The organism is Streptomyces sp. NPDC006510 (genome assembly GCF_040611955.1).
GTDB lineage: Bacteria > Actinomycetota > Actinomycetes > Streptomycetales > Streptomycetaceae > Streptomyces.
This window is the reverse complement of record NZ_JBEXPH010000196.1, coordinates 1-14549: the sequence shown is the minus strand read 5'-3', so window position 1 is coordinate 14549 and position 14549 is coordinate 1. Positions and strand designations below refer to the sequence as shown.

Sequence of the window (14549 nt, the reverse complement as noted above, 5' to 3'; positions counted from 1 at the left end):
CCGGGCGGTCCAGGAACCGGCCGCGTCCTTGCGGAGCTGCACCGCGTCCCAGGTCCTCCCGTCGTCGTAGCTGACCGACAGCGAGGCCCCGGTGGCCTTCGCCGCGCCGTCCAGCCACTCCTGCGTACCGGAAGAGAGCCCGACCTCGGTCCACCGGCCGGCCTTGACGTCACCGGCCAGGTCGGTGTCGACCCGGTAGTCCAGCTGGAGCATCGGGATGTCGGCCTGGAACGGGCCGTTCTCGTCCATGGCACCCGAGACGAAGTTCCACTCGGTGTGGGTGCGGGTGGACGTCCGCCAGATGTCGCTGTCCCGGGCGGAGTCGAGGACGAAGCGGTACGGCAGCTTCTCGGGCGAGACGTCCCAGGCGAAGCCCGCCCGGCCGGCGACCTTCTTGATCAGGGTGTCGCCCTGGTAGAAGGCCGTGGTGGTGGTGTCGTACTCGTCCTCCGGCATGGCGCCCGAGTGGCCCGCGCCGGAGTCCGTCCACGGGGTGAAGTTGAACTGGATGTCGTTGTGGACGGACCGGAACGGACCCCAGTAACCGGTGCCCAGACGCGGGCGGGTGACCGGCGCGAACCATTCGGCCGGGTAGCTGCGGCCCGCCGTGTAGTCCAGCTCGCCGCTGCGCATCTCCTGGGCGAAGTCCGTCCCGGCGGCGTTGAGGACCGAGTGGTTCTCGTACCAGAACGAGGCGCCCGGAAGCGGGGTGACCCACTCGTCGCGGGTGCCGGGGAACTTCTCGTACTCCTCGAAGCCGATCCCGGGACCGTAGTCCGGGATGTCGTAGCGGTAGCCGCCGCCGAGCACGCCCTTGTGGCCGTAGAAGGTGTTCTCCACCTTCGCCAGCTGACGGACCGACGGGGCGTACTCCAGCGAGCGGTCCGGGACGACGCCGTCGTGACGGTCGACCAGGTCGTACACGTAGCGGGCGAACTTTCGCTGCGTGACCGTCACCTTCGAGCCGTCCCGGGCCGCCTTGATCAGGTTCTCGCCCGCGAGGCGCTGCACGGAGGCGACCGGGACGGCGGTCTCGGTGCCGTAGGGGGCGTACGACTCCATCAGGACGCCGTCGCCGTCGTTGACGACGAAGAGCGCGCCGGCGCCCGCGGCCACCGCGCCCGCGACCCGGTCGGCGGGGGCGACCGCGTCGCTGCGGCGGATGACGACCGCCTTGCCCTTGACGTTCAGGCCCTTGTAGTCGGCCGCGGCACCGTTGCCCGCGAAGACGGCGGCAAGCTTCTGCGTACTGCTCTCCGCGATCGGTGAACCACCCTGCGCGGCCACCGGGACATCACGGCCGCCCGCGGTCAGATCGATCAGCTTCTCGCCCTGCCGCCAGCGGGTCAGGAAGGAGAAGCTGCCCTGGCTGACCTTCTCGGTGGGGCTCGCCCACAGCTGGTCGTACGTCAACGGGATCTGGTACGCGTCACGCAGGACGGTGCCGTCCGGTGCGGTACGCGCCATGTCGTATCGCAGCTGCCGGGTCTCGGTCTCCTTCGGGGTCCGCACACCGACCTTGCGGGCCCTGGACGCGTCGAGGGTGACCGTGGCCGCCTCGTCCAGGATGATCTCGGGGGCCGCGAGGAAGGCCAGGGCCTTGGAGTCGGCGCGGTCACCGGCGATGTCCGCCGCCGCCCAGGCGGTGTAGTTGCCCGGCGGCAGCCGCAGCGTGTTCTCGCCCGACACCTGGACGACGCCCAGGTTCGGGTCGCCGAGCGCGCCGAGCACGACCAGGCCGTCCATCGGCTTGCCGTCACGGTCGCGGAGCCTGAGCGTCAGGTCGTAGAGCTCCTGCTCCTTGTTCAGGGCGAAGCCGGTGTGGGCGACGGTGGTGCCCGCCGCGTCCTTGGCGATGACCTGGCCGGAGAACCGGGTGTCGTTCGCGACCTCGGACGGGTCCAGCGAGAGCACGGCCTCGGCGGTGGAGCCGGCCGGGACGGTGAGCTGCTTCACCGAGAGGGTGTAGGCGTCGGCGTCCGTGTCCGTCGCCAGGTCGAGCGTGACGTCCTTCGGGCCCGTGTTGCGGTACGTGATGGTCCGCTCGGCGACCGGATCGGATGCGCTGTGCGGCCAGTCGTACGAGGCGACCGCGACGGAGCCGGTGGCCTCGATCGTGGTGTCGACCGCCGCCTTCACATCGAGCCGGCCGGTGCCCTGCTCGTACGGGGTGTGGTCCGGCAGCCGCTTGGACGAGCTCATCAGCGCGTCCTTGATCCGCTGACCGGACCAGTCGGGGTGACGCTGCTTCAGAATGGCCGCCGCGCCCGCGACATGCGGGGTCGCCATCGACGTACCGGACATCGACCGGTACATCCCGTCGTTGCCCGGGACCGACTGCGAGGCGGCCGCGTTGATGTCCACGCCCGGTGCGGAGAGGTCGGGCTTCAGACCGTACGACCTGACCAGCGGGCCCATCGAGGAGAAGGCCGCGCGGTTGTCCTTCTTGTCGACGGCGGCGATGGTGAGTGCCTTCTGAGCCGACCCGGGCGAGCCGATGGTGCCCGCGCCGTAGGCGTTGCCCGCGGCGATCACGAACAGCGGGCCGCCGTCGGCGGAAAGGGCGTCGACGGCCTGGGACATGGGGTCGGAGCCGTCGTCCGGGATGCTGGAGCCGAGGCTCATGGAGACGACGTCGGCGCCTTCGGCCTTGGCCCACTCCATGGCTTCGATGATGCCGGAGTCGGCACCGGAGCCCTCATCGCTGAGCACCTTGCCGATGATCAGGTCCGCGCCCGGGGCGACGCCCTTGTTGATACCTGCCAAGGCCGCGCCGGAGCCCGCGATCGTGGAGGCCACGTGGGTGCCGTGGCCGTTCCGGTCGACGACCTCCTCGCCCGGCACGAAGCTCCTGGAATCCAGGATGCGGTCCTTGAGGTCCGGGTGCGTCGCGTCGATGCCGGTGTCCAGGACGGCGACCTTGGAGCCCTTGCCGTCGTACCCTTCGGCCCATGCCTGCGGGGCGTTGACCTGTGGCACGGAGTCCTTGAGCGCCGCCTCCGCCCGGCCGTCGAGCCAGAGCTTGGTGATGCCGCCGTCCAGCGAACGGGCCGCGGGGGCGGGGGCTATGCCGTTCCAGAAGGTGCGGGCGGTGTCCTTGCCGGCCTTCAGCGCGGCGCCGTGAATGCTTTCGAGGGTACGGACCTTCTTGGCGCCTCGCGGGGCGGCGGGCAGCGAACGGCCCTCGCCCGCCGGGTAGGTGGCGATCAGCGGGATGCCGCCCGACCTCTTGTCGTCGTACCCCATCTTCGCGAGAGCCGTGACATTGAACAGCCTGCGGTCCAGTTTCCCGGCCGCGAGCAGCGCGGTGGCCTCGTCGGGCAGTACGTAGACGTCGTCGCCGGCCTGCTGGACGTGCACCCCGCCGACCGCGCCGTCGGGGCGGTCCACGGTGACGGTGTCCTGCTTGCCGGCGCCGTCGGTGTAGTGCACGACGTCGCCCGTGAGCAGGGTGATGTCGTACTCCTGGACGGAGACGGCATGGCGGTCGACGGGCCGGGTCCCGCCCGGGGCGGCGGCGGAAGCGGAGCCGGCCGCGGGGACCAGCGCACCGCTCACGAGGGCGACCGTGGTCGCCAGCAGCAGCGCTCTGCGCCCCGCACGGGCGGATCCCGCCCGGCCGGAAGCGGCGGAAGGTGTAGGAGTCATGCTGCTGATCTACCGGCAAAAGCATGGCTACGGCCGAGTTCGCACCTGGCGTGAAGCCGCCGTGGCGGCAACCCGCCCGCAACGGTCTTGGCGCGGGGGCCGGTTCAGGCCACGGAAGTGATCACTCCCGTCGGCGGTTGGCCGGCCTCGTGATGGATCGGGGTGTGCGCACCCTTGAGCGGTACGCCGCTGCCGCCGCGCCGGTCCGCGACGATTTCCGCGGCGATCGACAGCGCGGTCTCCTCCGGGGTCCGTGCTCCGAGGTCGAGGCCGATCGGCGAGTGCAGCCCGGCCAGTTCCAGCTCCGTGACGCCGACCTCGCGCAGCCGGTCGTTGCGCTCCAGATGGGTGCGGCGCGACCCCATCGCCCCGACGTAAGCGACCGGCAGCTTCAACGCCAGTTCCAGCAGCGGGACATCGAACCTGGCGTCGTGGGTGAGGACGCACAGGACGGTGCGCCGGTCGACATCGGTCGCCGCGAGATAGCGGTGCGGCCAGTCGACGACCAGTTCGTCGGCCTCGGGGAAACGGGCCTTCGTGGCGAACACCGGGCGGGCATCGCACAGTGTCACGTGGTACCCGAGGAACTTGCCCGCCCGGACCAGTGCCGAGGCGAAATCGATGGCCCCGAAGACGATCATCCGGGGCGGGGGGACGCTCGATTCGACGAGCAGGGTGAGTGGTTGTCCGCAGCGCGAGCCATCGGCGCCGATGACGACGGAACCGGTGCGGCCCGCGTCCAGCATGGCGCGGGCATCGGCGGCCGCGGTGCGGTCCAGCTCCGGATGTCCGCCGAGCCCGCCCTCGTACGATCCGTCGGGGTGGACGAGCAGGGGGCGCCCGAGGAGTTCCGTCGGCCCGTCGGTGATCCTGGCGAGGGCTGCCGCCGCCCCCCGTGCGGCGGCGGCGAACGCGGCGGCGAACACCGCCCGTGCGGGGTCGTCCGCACGGACCGGTGTCACCAGGATGTCGATGACGCCGCCGCAGGTCAGCCCGACCGCGAAGGCGTCCTCGTCGCTGTAGCCGAACCGTTCGCGCACCGCGGCGCCGTCGTCCAGCGCCTGCTCGCACAGTTCGTAGACCGCGCCCTCCACACACCCGCCGGAGACCGATCCGATCGCCGTGCCGTCGCGGTCGACGGCGAGGGCGGCTCCGGGCTGCCGGGGTGCGCTGCCGCCGACCGCCACGACGGTGGCCACGGCGAACTCGCGTCCCTGCTCGACCCACCGGTTGAGCTCTTCGGCGATGTCCAGCATGGTGTTTCTCCTTCTACGGGTGTGCGGACGGGCGGGAGGGGTCCGGCGCCTACCGGTGCTACTTGGCGCCGATCCAGCTCTCGATCGGGCCGAGCGCGAAATACATGACGAACACGCAGGTCAGCACCCACATGAAGACGCCCACCTCACGGAACTTGCCCTGCGCCGCCTTGATCGCGGCGAAGGAGATCACCCCGGCGCCGACACCGGCGGTGATGGAGTAGGTGAACGGCATCAGGGCCACGGTCAGGAAGACCGGCACGGCGACGGAGCGGTCGCTCCAGTCGACGTGCCGGGCGTTCTGCATCATCATCGCGCCGATGACGACCAGTGCGGCGGCGGCGATCGGCCCCGGCACGATCTGGGCGAGCGGGGTGAAGAACAGTCCGGCGGCGAAGAGCACACCGGTGACGACGGAGGACAGACCGGTGCGGGCCCCCTCGCCGACGCCGGTCGCCGACTCGATGAAGACGGTCTGCCCGGACGCCCCGGAGACGCCACCGATCGCGCCGCCGGCGCCGTCGATGAACAGCGCCTTGGACAGGCCCGGCATCCGGCCCTTGCTGTCGGCGAGTCCGGCCTCGGTGCCGACACCGATGATGGTCGCCATCGCGTCGAAGAAGCCCGCCAGCACCAGGGTGAAGACGATCATGCCTACGGTCATGACGCCGATGTCGCCCCAGCCGCCGAACTCGACATGGCCGAAGAGTCCGAAGTCGGGCATCGAGACCGCGCTGCCCTGGAGTTCGGGTGCGCTGCCGCCCCATGCCTTGGGGCTGATGTCGGTGACCGCGTTGACGATGACGGCGAGGACCGTGCCGACGACGATGCCGATCAGGATCGCGCCGGGCACATTGCGGGCCTGGAGCATGAAGATGAGCAGCAGGGTGACGCAGAAGAGCAGTACGGGCCAGCCGGCGAGCTGTCCGCCCACGCCGAGCGTGACGGGGGCGCCCTTGCCGACGAAGCCGGCGTTGACCAGGCCGATCAGCGCGATGAACAGGCCGATGCCGATGGTGATGCCGTGCTTCAGGGCCAGTGGTATCGCGTTCATGATGATCTCGCGCAGCCCGGTGACGACCAGGAGCACGATCACGGCGCCGTACATCACACACATGCCCATGGCCTGCGGCCAGGTCATGTGGGGTGCCACCTGAGTGGCGAGCACACCGGAGACGGAGAGTCCCGCGGCGAGGGCGAGGGGCACCTTGCCGATGAAGCCCATCAGCAGGGTGGAGACGGCGGCGGCCAGGGCGGTCGCCGTGATCAGTCCGGCGTGGCTGAGCCGGTGGCCCGCCGCGTCCGGCCCGGACAGCAGGAGCGGGTTGAGCAGAAGGATGTAACACATCGCCATGAAGGTGGTGATGCCGCCGCGCACTTCGCGTGCGACGGTGGAGCCACGGTCGGAGATGTGGAAGTACCGGTCGAGCCAGGATCTTCCGGCGGGGACGCGCGAGCCCGAGCCCGCGTCCTCCGCACTGGTCCTGGGCTCCACTGACTGCTGGGTCATGATGCCTGACTCCCAAGGTTCACAGGGGCACCCGCGATGGAGAATCGCTATGCGGGATTTGGGATGACTGCGCGGGCGGCACGACCCGGGGGACGGCCCGAGACGAACTGTTCATGCAGAGTGGAATGTTGCGTGTGACGTGGTACGTGGGTTGCGTGTGACGTGGTACGTGCACTGCGTACGACATGTGACGTGGTACATGTGCGGCGTGTGACGCGTGACGTGGTGCATGTGCGGCGTCACCCGCACTGCTGGTGCTGCGCGGTACCGCGGTTCTCCGGGCGGTGCGGGCGGCGGAAGTGTGACGTTCCTGGGAGGCACGCACCGTCCGGAGAGTTCGGGTGGAGCCGCGGCTCAGGCGCCGGTGAGGTGCTCGGGGCGTACCGGCGTCCGGTTGAGCTCCAGCCCCGTCGCGTTCCGGATCGCCGCGAGGACGGCCGGGGTCGACGACAGGGTGGGGGCCTCACCGACACCACGGAGCCCGTACGGGGCGTGGTCGTCGGCGAGTTCGAGCACATCGACCGGGATGGTCGGCGTGTCGAGAATCGTGGGGAGCAGGTAGTCCGTGAAGGACGGGTTCCTGACCTTCGCGGTCCTGGGGTCGACGACGATCTCCTCCATCACCGCGATGCCCATGCCCTGGATGGTGCCGCCCTGGATCTGGCCCACGACCGAGAGCGGGTTGAGCGCCTTGCCGACGTCCTGGGCGCAGGCCAGTTCGATGACCTTGACCAGGCCGAGTTCGGTGTCGACCTCGACGACCGCGCGGTGGGCGGCGAAGGAGTACTGGACGTGGCCGTTGCCCTGTCCGGTGCGGAGGTCGAACGCCTCGGTGGGCCGGTGGCGCCACTCCAGCTCGATGTCGACCGCCTCGTCCTCCAGTACGTCGACCAGGTCGGCCAGCACCTCGCCGCCGTCGGTGACGACCTTGCCGCCCTCCAGGAGCAGTTCGGCGGTGGCCCACGCGGGGTGGTACGTACCGAACTTGCGGCGGCCGATCTCCAGGACCTTCTCCCGGACTGCCTCGCAGGAGTGCTTCACGGCGCCGCCGGTGACATAGGTCTGCCGGGACGCGGAGGTGGAGCCGGCCGAGCCGACCCGGGTGTCGGCCGGGTGGATGGTGACCTGGGCGACGCCGAGTTCGGTACGGGCGATCTGGGCGTGGACGGTGACGCCGCCCTGCCCGACCTCCGCCATGGCCGTGTGCACGGTCGCGACCGGCTCGCCGGCGATGACCTCCATACGCACCCGGGCGGTGGAGTAGTCGTCGAAGCCCTCGGAGAAGCCGACGTTCTTCAGGCCGACCGCGTAGCCGATGCCGCGTACGACGCCTTCGCCGTGGGTGGTGTTGGAGAGTCCGCCGGGCAGGGCCCGTACGTCGGCCTCCTCGCCGGCCACCTCCCACTGGCGCTCGGGCGGCAGCGGCCTGGCCTTGACCCGGCGCAGCAGTTCGGCGACCGGTGCGGGCGAGTCGACGACCTGGCCGGTCGGCAGGAGGGTGCCCTGTTCCATGGCGTTGAGCTGCCTGAACTCGACCGGGTCCATGCCCAGTTCGGCGGCGAGCTTGTCCATCTGGGCCTCGTAGGCGAAGCAGGCCTGTACCGCGCCGAAGCCGCGCATGGCGCCGCACGGCGGGTTGTTGGTGTAGAGCGCGATGGCCTCGATGTCGACGTTGTCGATGACGTACGGGCCGACGGAGAGCGAGGAGGCGTTGCCGACCACGGCCGGGGAGGCGGACGCGTAGGCCCCGCCGTCCAGCACGATGCGGCACTTCATGTGGGTCAGCTTGCCGTCGCGGGTGGCGCCGTGCTCGTACCAGAGCTTCGCCGGGTGCCGGTGGACATGTCCGAAGAAGGACTCGAACCGGTTGTAGACGATCTTGACCGGCTTGCCGGTGTGCAGCGCGAGCAGACAGGCGTGGATCTGCATCGACAGGTCCTCGCGGCCGCCGAAGGCCCCGCCGACACCGGAGAGCGTCATACGGACCTTGTCCTCGGGCAGGCCCAGGACCGGTGCGATCTGGCGCAGGTCGGAGTGGAGCCACTGGGTGGCGACGTACAGGTCGACGCCGCCGTCCTCGGCGGGCACGGCCAGACCGGACTCGGGACCGAGGAAGGCCTGGTCCTGCATGCCGAAGACGTACTCGCCGCTCACCACGACATCGGCGCGGGCCGCCGCCGCGTCCGCGTCGCCGCGGACGATGGGCTGGCGGTGGACGATGTTGGGGTGCGGTACGTGCCCCGCGTGGTGGTCGTCGCGGTCCTCGTGGACGAGGATCGCGTCGGGGGCGGTCGCGGACGCCTCGTCGGTGATGACGGGCAGTTCGCGGTAGTCGATCTTGATCTTCGCGGCGGCGCGGCGGGCCGTCTCCGGGTGGTCGGCGGCGACGAGCGCCACCGGTTCGCCGTGGTGGCGGACCTTGCCGTGGGCGAGGACGGGAGTGTCCTGGATCTCCAGGCCGTAGTTCTTCACCGAGGTCGGCAGGTCGTCGTAGGTGAGTACGGCGTAGACGCCGGACGTGGCGAGTGCCTCCGAGATGTCGATGGAGACGATCTCGGCGTGCGCGACCGTGGAGCGCAGTGTGTGGCCCCAGAGCATGTCCTCGTGCCACATGTCGGAGGAGTACGCGAACTCGCCGGTGACCTTGAGGATGCCGTCGGGGCGGAGCGTGGACTCGCCGATGCCGCCCTTGGTGCGGGTGCCCTGATTGATGCTGGTGGGGTTGCCGGTTACGCCCATCGTCAGACCGTTTCTTCCGCGCGGGCGGCCGCGAGGCGGACCGCGTCGAGGATCTTCTCGTAGCCGGTGCAGCGGCAGAGGTTGCCGGAGAGCGCCTCGCGGATGTCCGCGTCGGACGGTTCCGGGTTGCGTTCCAGCAGCTCGTCGGCGGCGACCAGCAGGCCGGGGGTGCAGAAGCCGCACTGGACGGCTCCGGCATCGATGAACGCCTGCTGGATCGGGGAGAGTTCACCGGTGTCCCGGCTCTCCTCACCGGTCGGCCTGGCCTCCCACCGACGGGCCTTGTCGAGCGCCGTGCCGCACCCGCCAAAGGCGCAGCCGCTGCCCGGGTGCTGCTCGGCGCGGTGGGCGGCGAAGTCGGCGAGGCCCTCCACCGTGACGACCTCGCGGCCCTCCACCTGGCCCGCCGCGACGAGGCAGGAGCAGACCGGCACGCCGTCCAGGCGCACCGTGCAGGAGCCGCACTCGCCCTGCTCGCAGGCGTTCTTCGAGCCGGGCAGGCCCATCCGCTCGCGCAGCACGTAGAGCAGGGACTCGCCCTCCCAGACGTCGTCCGCCTCGTGCCGACGGCCGTTGACCGTGAAATTGACGCGCATGATCAGGCAGCTCCTTCGGTGCTGCGGCCGTTGCCGCGGTACGACTCCCAGGTCCAGCCGAGGGTGCGGCGGGCCATGATCCCGACCGCGTGCCTTCGATAGCTCGCGGTGCCGCGCACATCGTCGATCGGGTTGCAGGCACCGGCGGCGAGCGTGGCGAACTGCGAGGCGATGGACGGGGTGATGATCGTGCGGCTGTCCCAGAAACCGCCCTCTTCGAGCGCGGCGTTCAGGAAGTCCTCGGCCTCCTTCGCCCGTACGGGCGTGGGGGCGGCCGAGCCGATGCCGGTGCGCACCGTGCGGGTCTCCGGGTGCAGGGCCAGGCCGAAGGCGCAGACGGCGATGACCATCGCGTTGCGGGTGCCGACCTTGGAGAACTGCTGCGGCCCGTCGGCCTTCTTGATGTGCACGGCCCGGATCAGCTCGTCGGGTTCGAGGGCGTTGCGCTTGACGCCGGTGTAGAAGGCGTCGATCGGGATCATCCTGGTCCCGCGTACGGATTCGGCCTCGACCTCGGCGCCCGCGGCGAGCAGTGCCGGGTGGGCGTCCCCGGCGGGCGAGGCGGTCCCCAGGTTGCCGCCGACGCCGCCGCGGTTGCGGATCTGCGGCGAGGCGACGGTGTGCGAGGCGAGCGCCAGTCCGGGCAGCTCGGCCCGCAGGTGCTCCATGATCCGGCTGTACGGGACGGAGGCGCCGAGCCGTACGCTCTCCTGGCCCACCTCCCACTCGGTCAGCTCTCCGATGCGGTTCAGGTCCAGGAGGTACTCGGGCCGCCGGTGGTCGAAGTTGATCTCGACCATCACATCGGTGCCACCCGCGATGGGCACAGCCGTCGGGTGCTCGGCCTTGGCGGCGAGCGCCTCCTCCCAGCTGGCGGGGCGAAGGAAGTCCATGAGTGGCTCTCTTCTTCTCAATCGGGTCGTTCACTGGGGGCGGGGTGCGGCCGGCCCTCGACTGGTCGTTCATGTGTTGTTAACGCGGTGTGGGGCCAAGTACACAAGCCGTGCTCCACCCGGTGCAGTCACCGAAACCATGAAGCAGTTGGCTGGTCGATCTCCTCGTCTTGTAGATTCGAACGAATGGCGGGGATCAGTGACCTCACCGCAATACCCAGTTTTCACCCGCACCAACGAAAGAGATCGGCGGCGACGAGATGCGGCTGCGCGCACTGCTGGAGACCGACGCGCTGGGCCTGCGGCTGCTCGGCGGCGAGGACGAGCTGGACCGCTCGGTCCGCGGCGTGATGACCACCGACCTGCGGGATCCCAGCCGCTACCTGTCGGGCGGCGAGCTGGTCCTCACGGGTCTGGCCTGGCGCCGGGACGCGGCGGACTCGGAGCCGTTCGTACGGATCCTGGCGGCTGCCGGCGTCGCCGGGCTCGCGGCCGGCGAGGCGGAGCTGGGCGACATCCCCCGCGATCTGGTGGAGGCCTGTGCGCGGCACCGGCTGCCGCTCTTCGCCGTCCATGAGACCGTCGCGTTCGCAACGATCACCGAGCATGTGGTGCGCCAGGTGTCCGGTGAGCGGGCGGGCGATCTGGCGGCGGTCGTGGACCGGCACCGCAGGCTCATGACCTCGGGCCCGGCGGGCGGCGGGCCCGAGGTGGTCCTCGATCTGCTCGGATCCGACCTCGACCTGCACGCCTGGGTGCTCTCCCCCACCGGCCGGCAGATCGCGGGCGCCGGTGAAACGTCACTGCCGGGACCGGTCGGCGCCGCGCTCGCCGGTCACCATCTGGCCGCCACCCGCACCGGCCACCGGGCCCCGCACCGGGCCACGGTCGACGGCATCGCGTATTCGCTCTTCCCGATCCGGAACACCGGCCGCGGCGCCGTCCCGGCCTCCCGCGACGTCCGTGAGTCGGTGCTCTCGGACTGGCTGCTCGCGGTCGAGGCGGACGCGAGCGACTGGCCGCCGGCCCGGCTGGACCTGCTCCAGGGCGTCACCCAGCTGATCGCCGTCGAGCGGGACCGGCGCGACGCGGCCCGTACGGTACGCCGCAGGCTCGCCCAGGAGGTCCTGGAACTGGTCCAGACGGGCGCCCCGCCGGCCGAGATCGCCGCCAGGCTGCGGGTCGCGGCCCCGGTGCTGCTGCCGGGTCTCGGGTCCGCGCCGCACTGGCAGGTCGTGGTGGCGCGGGTCGAGTGGGGCGGCGCGGAGGGCCGGTCCGCCACCGGCACCCCGGCGGGCTCCGGTCCCGGCATCCCGGGCGGCCCGGTCGCCCAGGCGCTGCTGGAGGAGATCCTGGTCGACCCCGCGGTCACCGGCCCCGACTCGGCGGACCGGATCGCGGTCGCCCACACGGGCGAGGAGGCCGTCGCCCTCGTACCGCTGCCCGCCGTCACCGCGTCCACGCCGGCCCAGAACGCCGAGCGCGCCGAGGGGGCGGCGGACGGGGGTCCGGCGCTCCACGCCGATGTTCTGCTCGCCGCCGTCCGCGAACCGCTCTCCGCGGGCCTCGCCGACGACGGGCGGCTGACACTGGGGGTCAGCGCGGCCGTCCATTCGCCCGAGGGGCTGCGCGGCGCCCTGGAGGAGGCCCGGCACGCCCGCCGGGTGGCGGCGGCCCGCCCCGGCCGGGTCTGTGCGGCCGGGCACCACGAGCTGGCCTCGCACGTGCTGCTGCTGCCGTTCGTGCCCGACGACGTGCGCCGCGCGTTCACCGCACGCCTGCTCGATCCGCTGCGCGACTACGACCGGCGCCACCGCGCGGAGCTGATCCCGACGCTGGAGGCGTTCCTGGACTGCGACGGTTCGTGGACCCGCTGCGCGGCCCGGCTCCACCTGCACGTCAACACGCTGCGCTACCGGGTCGGACGAATCGAGCAGTTGACGGGACGTGACCTTTCGCGCCTGGAGGACAAGCTCGATTTCTTCCTCGCCCTGCGTATGAGCTGATCTCCGGGCGCTGTCACGGCTGTTGGCGGCTCCGTTCGTTTGTGAAATCTTTCACCTGAGATTGAACGAACCCTTGGCCCGGCGTGCCGATCCGTGCTGAGATGCGGCCAGACCCAACAGCTCGATGGCGCGCTCGGGGAGGGCAATGTGGCGCATACCGCCATGTCTGGTTCCGGAACGACAGCAGATGACGATCCGCCGCTCCAGACAGCGGTATGGCGGCTGCGGTCACGCGCCTGCTGGACGGACGCCGCCGCTCTGCTCGAACCCGGTGCCGCCACCGATCCGGCCGCGGCGCTCCAGCGGACCGCCCTGCTGACCGAACGGTGCCTGTACACCGGAAAGGGCTGGACCGACGCCGAGGACGCCCTGCGCACCGCGGAGGCGTTGGCCCACGACGACGACGAACGCGGCGCGGCCGCCTGTGAACGCGGCCATCTGGCCTACGCGTCGACGCTGCTGGGCATACGCGACCGGGCCGACGAGGCCAGTGTCGCCCTCAGCCGGGCCGCCGCACTGCTCGCCCCGTCCGCGCCGGGCCGCCCGCTGCTGGACTTCCGCCGGGGCCTGATCGCGCAGAACATCGCCGACTCGCCGCAGGCCGCGCGCGCCGCGTACCGCAGGGCCCACGCCGGAGCCACGGCCCAGGGCGACGCGCTGCTGCTCTCCTCGACCTGGCGCCATCTCGCCCTGCTGGCCCTGCGCGAGGGCGAACTGGCCGAGGCCCGGCACGGCTTCGCGGAGTCCCTGCGGATCAGGGAGGAGCTGGGCTACCTGATCGGTACGGCTCCGGCCCTCATCGCCCTCGCGGACTCCGAGCCGGAGCCCGAGCTGGCGACCCGGCTGCGCGCCGAGGCGGGCCGGCTGTTCCGGCTGCTCGGCGGCGTACCGACGTGGCTGGCACCACATCTGGACCCGCCTCCCGCGGAGACGGCCGAGACGAACTGAGGCCGGGGGCCGGCCGGCGGACGGTCGGCCGCTCTGCCGCTCAGCCCTCGGCACCGGCGAAGTGTTCCCGTACCAGCGACTGCACGACGGGCAGGTCCTGGGCGATCAGCGCGTCGAGCAGAGCGGTGTGCTCGGCGGCGTCGGCGAGGAGGTCGGCGCGGCGGGTGGCGGGGTTGCTCTCCAGCGGCCACTGGGAGCGGCGGTGCAGTTCGTCGGCGACCTGCACCAGCTGCTCGTTGCCGCAGAGCGCGAGGACCGCGCCGTGGAAGGCCCGGTCGGACTCGGCGTAGCTCGCCCGGTCGCCCACGGCCGCGGCGGCCACCGTGGCGTCGGCCAGCGGGCGCAGGGCGCACCAGGTGCCGGGCGGGATGGTACGGGCCAGCCGCAGCATCACGGGGACCTCGATCAGGGACCGTACCTCGGCCAGCTCGGCGAGCTCGCGCGGGCCACGCTCGGACACCCGGAACCCCCGGTTCGGCACGACCTCGACGGCGCCCTCGATGGCCAGCTGCTGCATCGCCTCGCGCACCGGGGTGGCGGAGACCCCGAACCGGGCGCCGAGGGCCGGGGCGGAATAGACCTGCCCCGGTACCAGCCGGCCGTCGACCAGGGCGGCACGCAGCGCCTCCAGGATCTGGCCGCGTACGGAGTGCCGCTGCACCGAAGCCCGCGGGGCGGGCGGCTCGCTGTGGGTGTGCTCGCCACGTGTCTGTTCGGGCACCCGGACGACCGCCGGGGCGGTTGCGGACACGGCGGTCCCGTACGCCTCACGCGCTCTGCCCTGCTCCACTCGGACCTCCTCGGCCTGCCGTGGGCGCGGCTCGCGTGCGCCATGCCCCTTGTGCACGATAGGCGCAGGACACCGCAGTTCAAACATCGATCCGTTCGGGTAAGGTAAGGCTTACCTGCAAACGGTCGCGATTCGGTGGTCCCTGCATGACACTTCCCGCCCT

Annotated in this window: 9 protein-coding genes; 2 read left to right on the top strand and 7 right to left on the bottom strand. The window is 71.4% G+C overall.

All coding sequences use genetic code 11. The annotated features are described in order from the left end of the window. The 6 genes from ABZY11_RS36430 to ABZY11_RS36405 all read right to left on the bottom strand — a co-directional run. On the bottom strand, positions 1-3648 hold a 3648-nt coding region (locus tag ABZY11_RS36430), incomplete at its 3' end, for a S8 family serine peptidase (protein WP_356483275.1). A gap of 104 nt (positions 3649-3752) precedes the next feature. Next, positions 3753-4904 carry an XdhC/CoxI family protein gene (locus ABZY11_RS36425; RefSeq protein WP_356483274.1) on the bottom strand — a complete coding sequence of 384 codons (1152 nt, stop codon included), beginning with the start codon at positions 4902-4904 and terminating at the stop codon, positions 3753-3755. Positions 4905-4962: 58 nt separating this feature from the next. After that, positions 4963-6414: an NCS2 family permease gene (locus tag ABZY11_RS36420; RefSeq protein WP_356483273.1), complete on the bottom strand. Its 1452-nt coding sequence runs from the start codon at positions 6412-6414 to the stop codon at positions 4963-4965. A gap of 354 nt (positions 6415-6768) precedes the next feature. After that, complete coding sequence (gene pucD / locus ABZY11_RS36415; RefSeq protein WP_356483272.1) at positions 6769-9153, bottom strand: xanthine dehydrogenase subunit D; 2385 nt, start codon at positions 9151-9153, stop codon at positions 6769-6771. A 2-nt stretch (positions 9154-9155) separates the two neighbouring features. Further along, on the bottom strand, positions 9156-9749 hold the full coding sequence (locus ABZY11_RS36410) for a (2Fe-2S)-binding protein (RefSeq protein ID WP_356483271.1): 594 nt from the start codon (positions 9747-9749) through the stop codon (positions 9156-9158). A gap of 2 nt (positions 9750-9751) precedes the next feature. Next, a complete protein-coding gene (locus tag ABZY11_RS36405; protein ID WP_356483270.1) occupies positions 9752-10642 on the bottom strand; it encodes a xanthine dehydrogenase family protein subunit M in 891 nt (296 codons plus the stop codon). Positions 10643-10902: 260 nt separating this feature from the next. Between ABZY11_RS36405 and ABZY11_RS36400 the strand changes: the two genes are divergently transcribed. Together ABZY11_RS36400 and ABZY11_RS36395 are read left to right on the top strand one after the other, a co-directional pair. Beyond that, positions 10903-12648 carry a PucR family transcriptional regulator ligand-binding domain-containing protein gene (locus ABZY11_RS36400; RefSeq protein ID WP_356483269.1) on the top strand — a complete coding sequence of 582 codons (1746 nt, stop codon included), beginning with the start codon at positions 10903-10905 and terminating at the stop codon, positions 12646-12648. Positions 12649-12810: 162 nt separating this feature from the next. Next, positions 12811-13596, top strand: a complete 786-nt coding sequence (locus ABZY11_RS36395; protein ID WP_356483268.1) for a hypothetical protein — start codon at positions 12811-12813, stop codon at positions 13594-13596. Between the two features lie 40 nt (positions 13597-13636). Here the strand turns inward: ABZY11_RS36395 and ABZY11_RS36390 are convergent, their stop codons facing one another. Beyond that, positions 13637-14386: a GntR family transcriptional regulator gene (locus tag ABZY11_RS36390; RefSeq protein ID WP_356483267.1), complete on the bottom strand. Its 750-nt coding sequence runs from the start codon at positions 14384-14386 to the stop codon at positions 13637-13639. Positions 14387-14549 lie beyond the last annotated feature (163 nt).

Coding starts and splice junctions, on each gene's coding strand:
- ABZY11_RS36425 (WP_356483274.1), bottom strand. CDS start 4,904: ATGCTGGACATCGCCGAAGAGCTCAACCGGTGGGTCGAGCAGGGACGC.
- ABZY11_RS36420 (WP_356483273.1), bottom strand. CDS start 6,414: ATGACCCAGCAGTCAGTGGAGCCCAGGACCAGTGCGGAGGACGCGGGC.
- pucD (WP_356483272.1), bottom strand. CDS start 9,153: ATGGGCGTAACCGGCAACCCCACCAGCATCAATCAGGGCACCCGCACC.
- ABZY11_RS36410 (WP_356483271.1), bottom strand. CDS start 9,749: ATGCGCGTCAATTTCACGGTCAACGGCCGTCGGCACGAGGCGGACGAC.
- ABZY11_RS36405 (WP_356483270.1), bottom strand. CDS start 10,642: ATGGACTTCCTTCGCCCCGCCAGCTGGGAGGAGGCGCTCGCCGCCAAG.
- ABZY11_RS36400 (WP_356483269.1), top strand. CDS start 10,903: ATGCGGCTGCGCGCACTGCTGGAGACCGACGCGCTGGGCCTGCGGCTG.
- ABZY11_RS36395 (WP_356483268.1), top strand. CDS start 12,811: ATGTCTGGTTCCGGAACGACAGCAGATGACGATCCGCCGCTCCAGACA.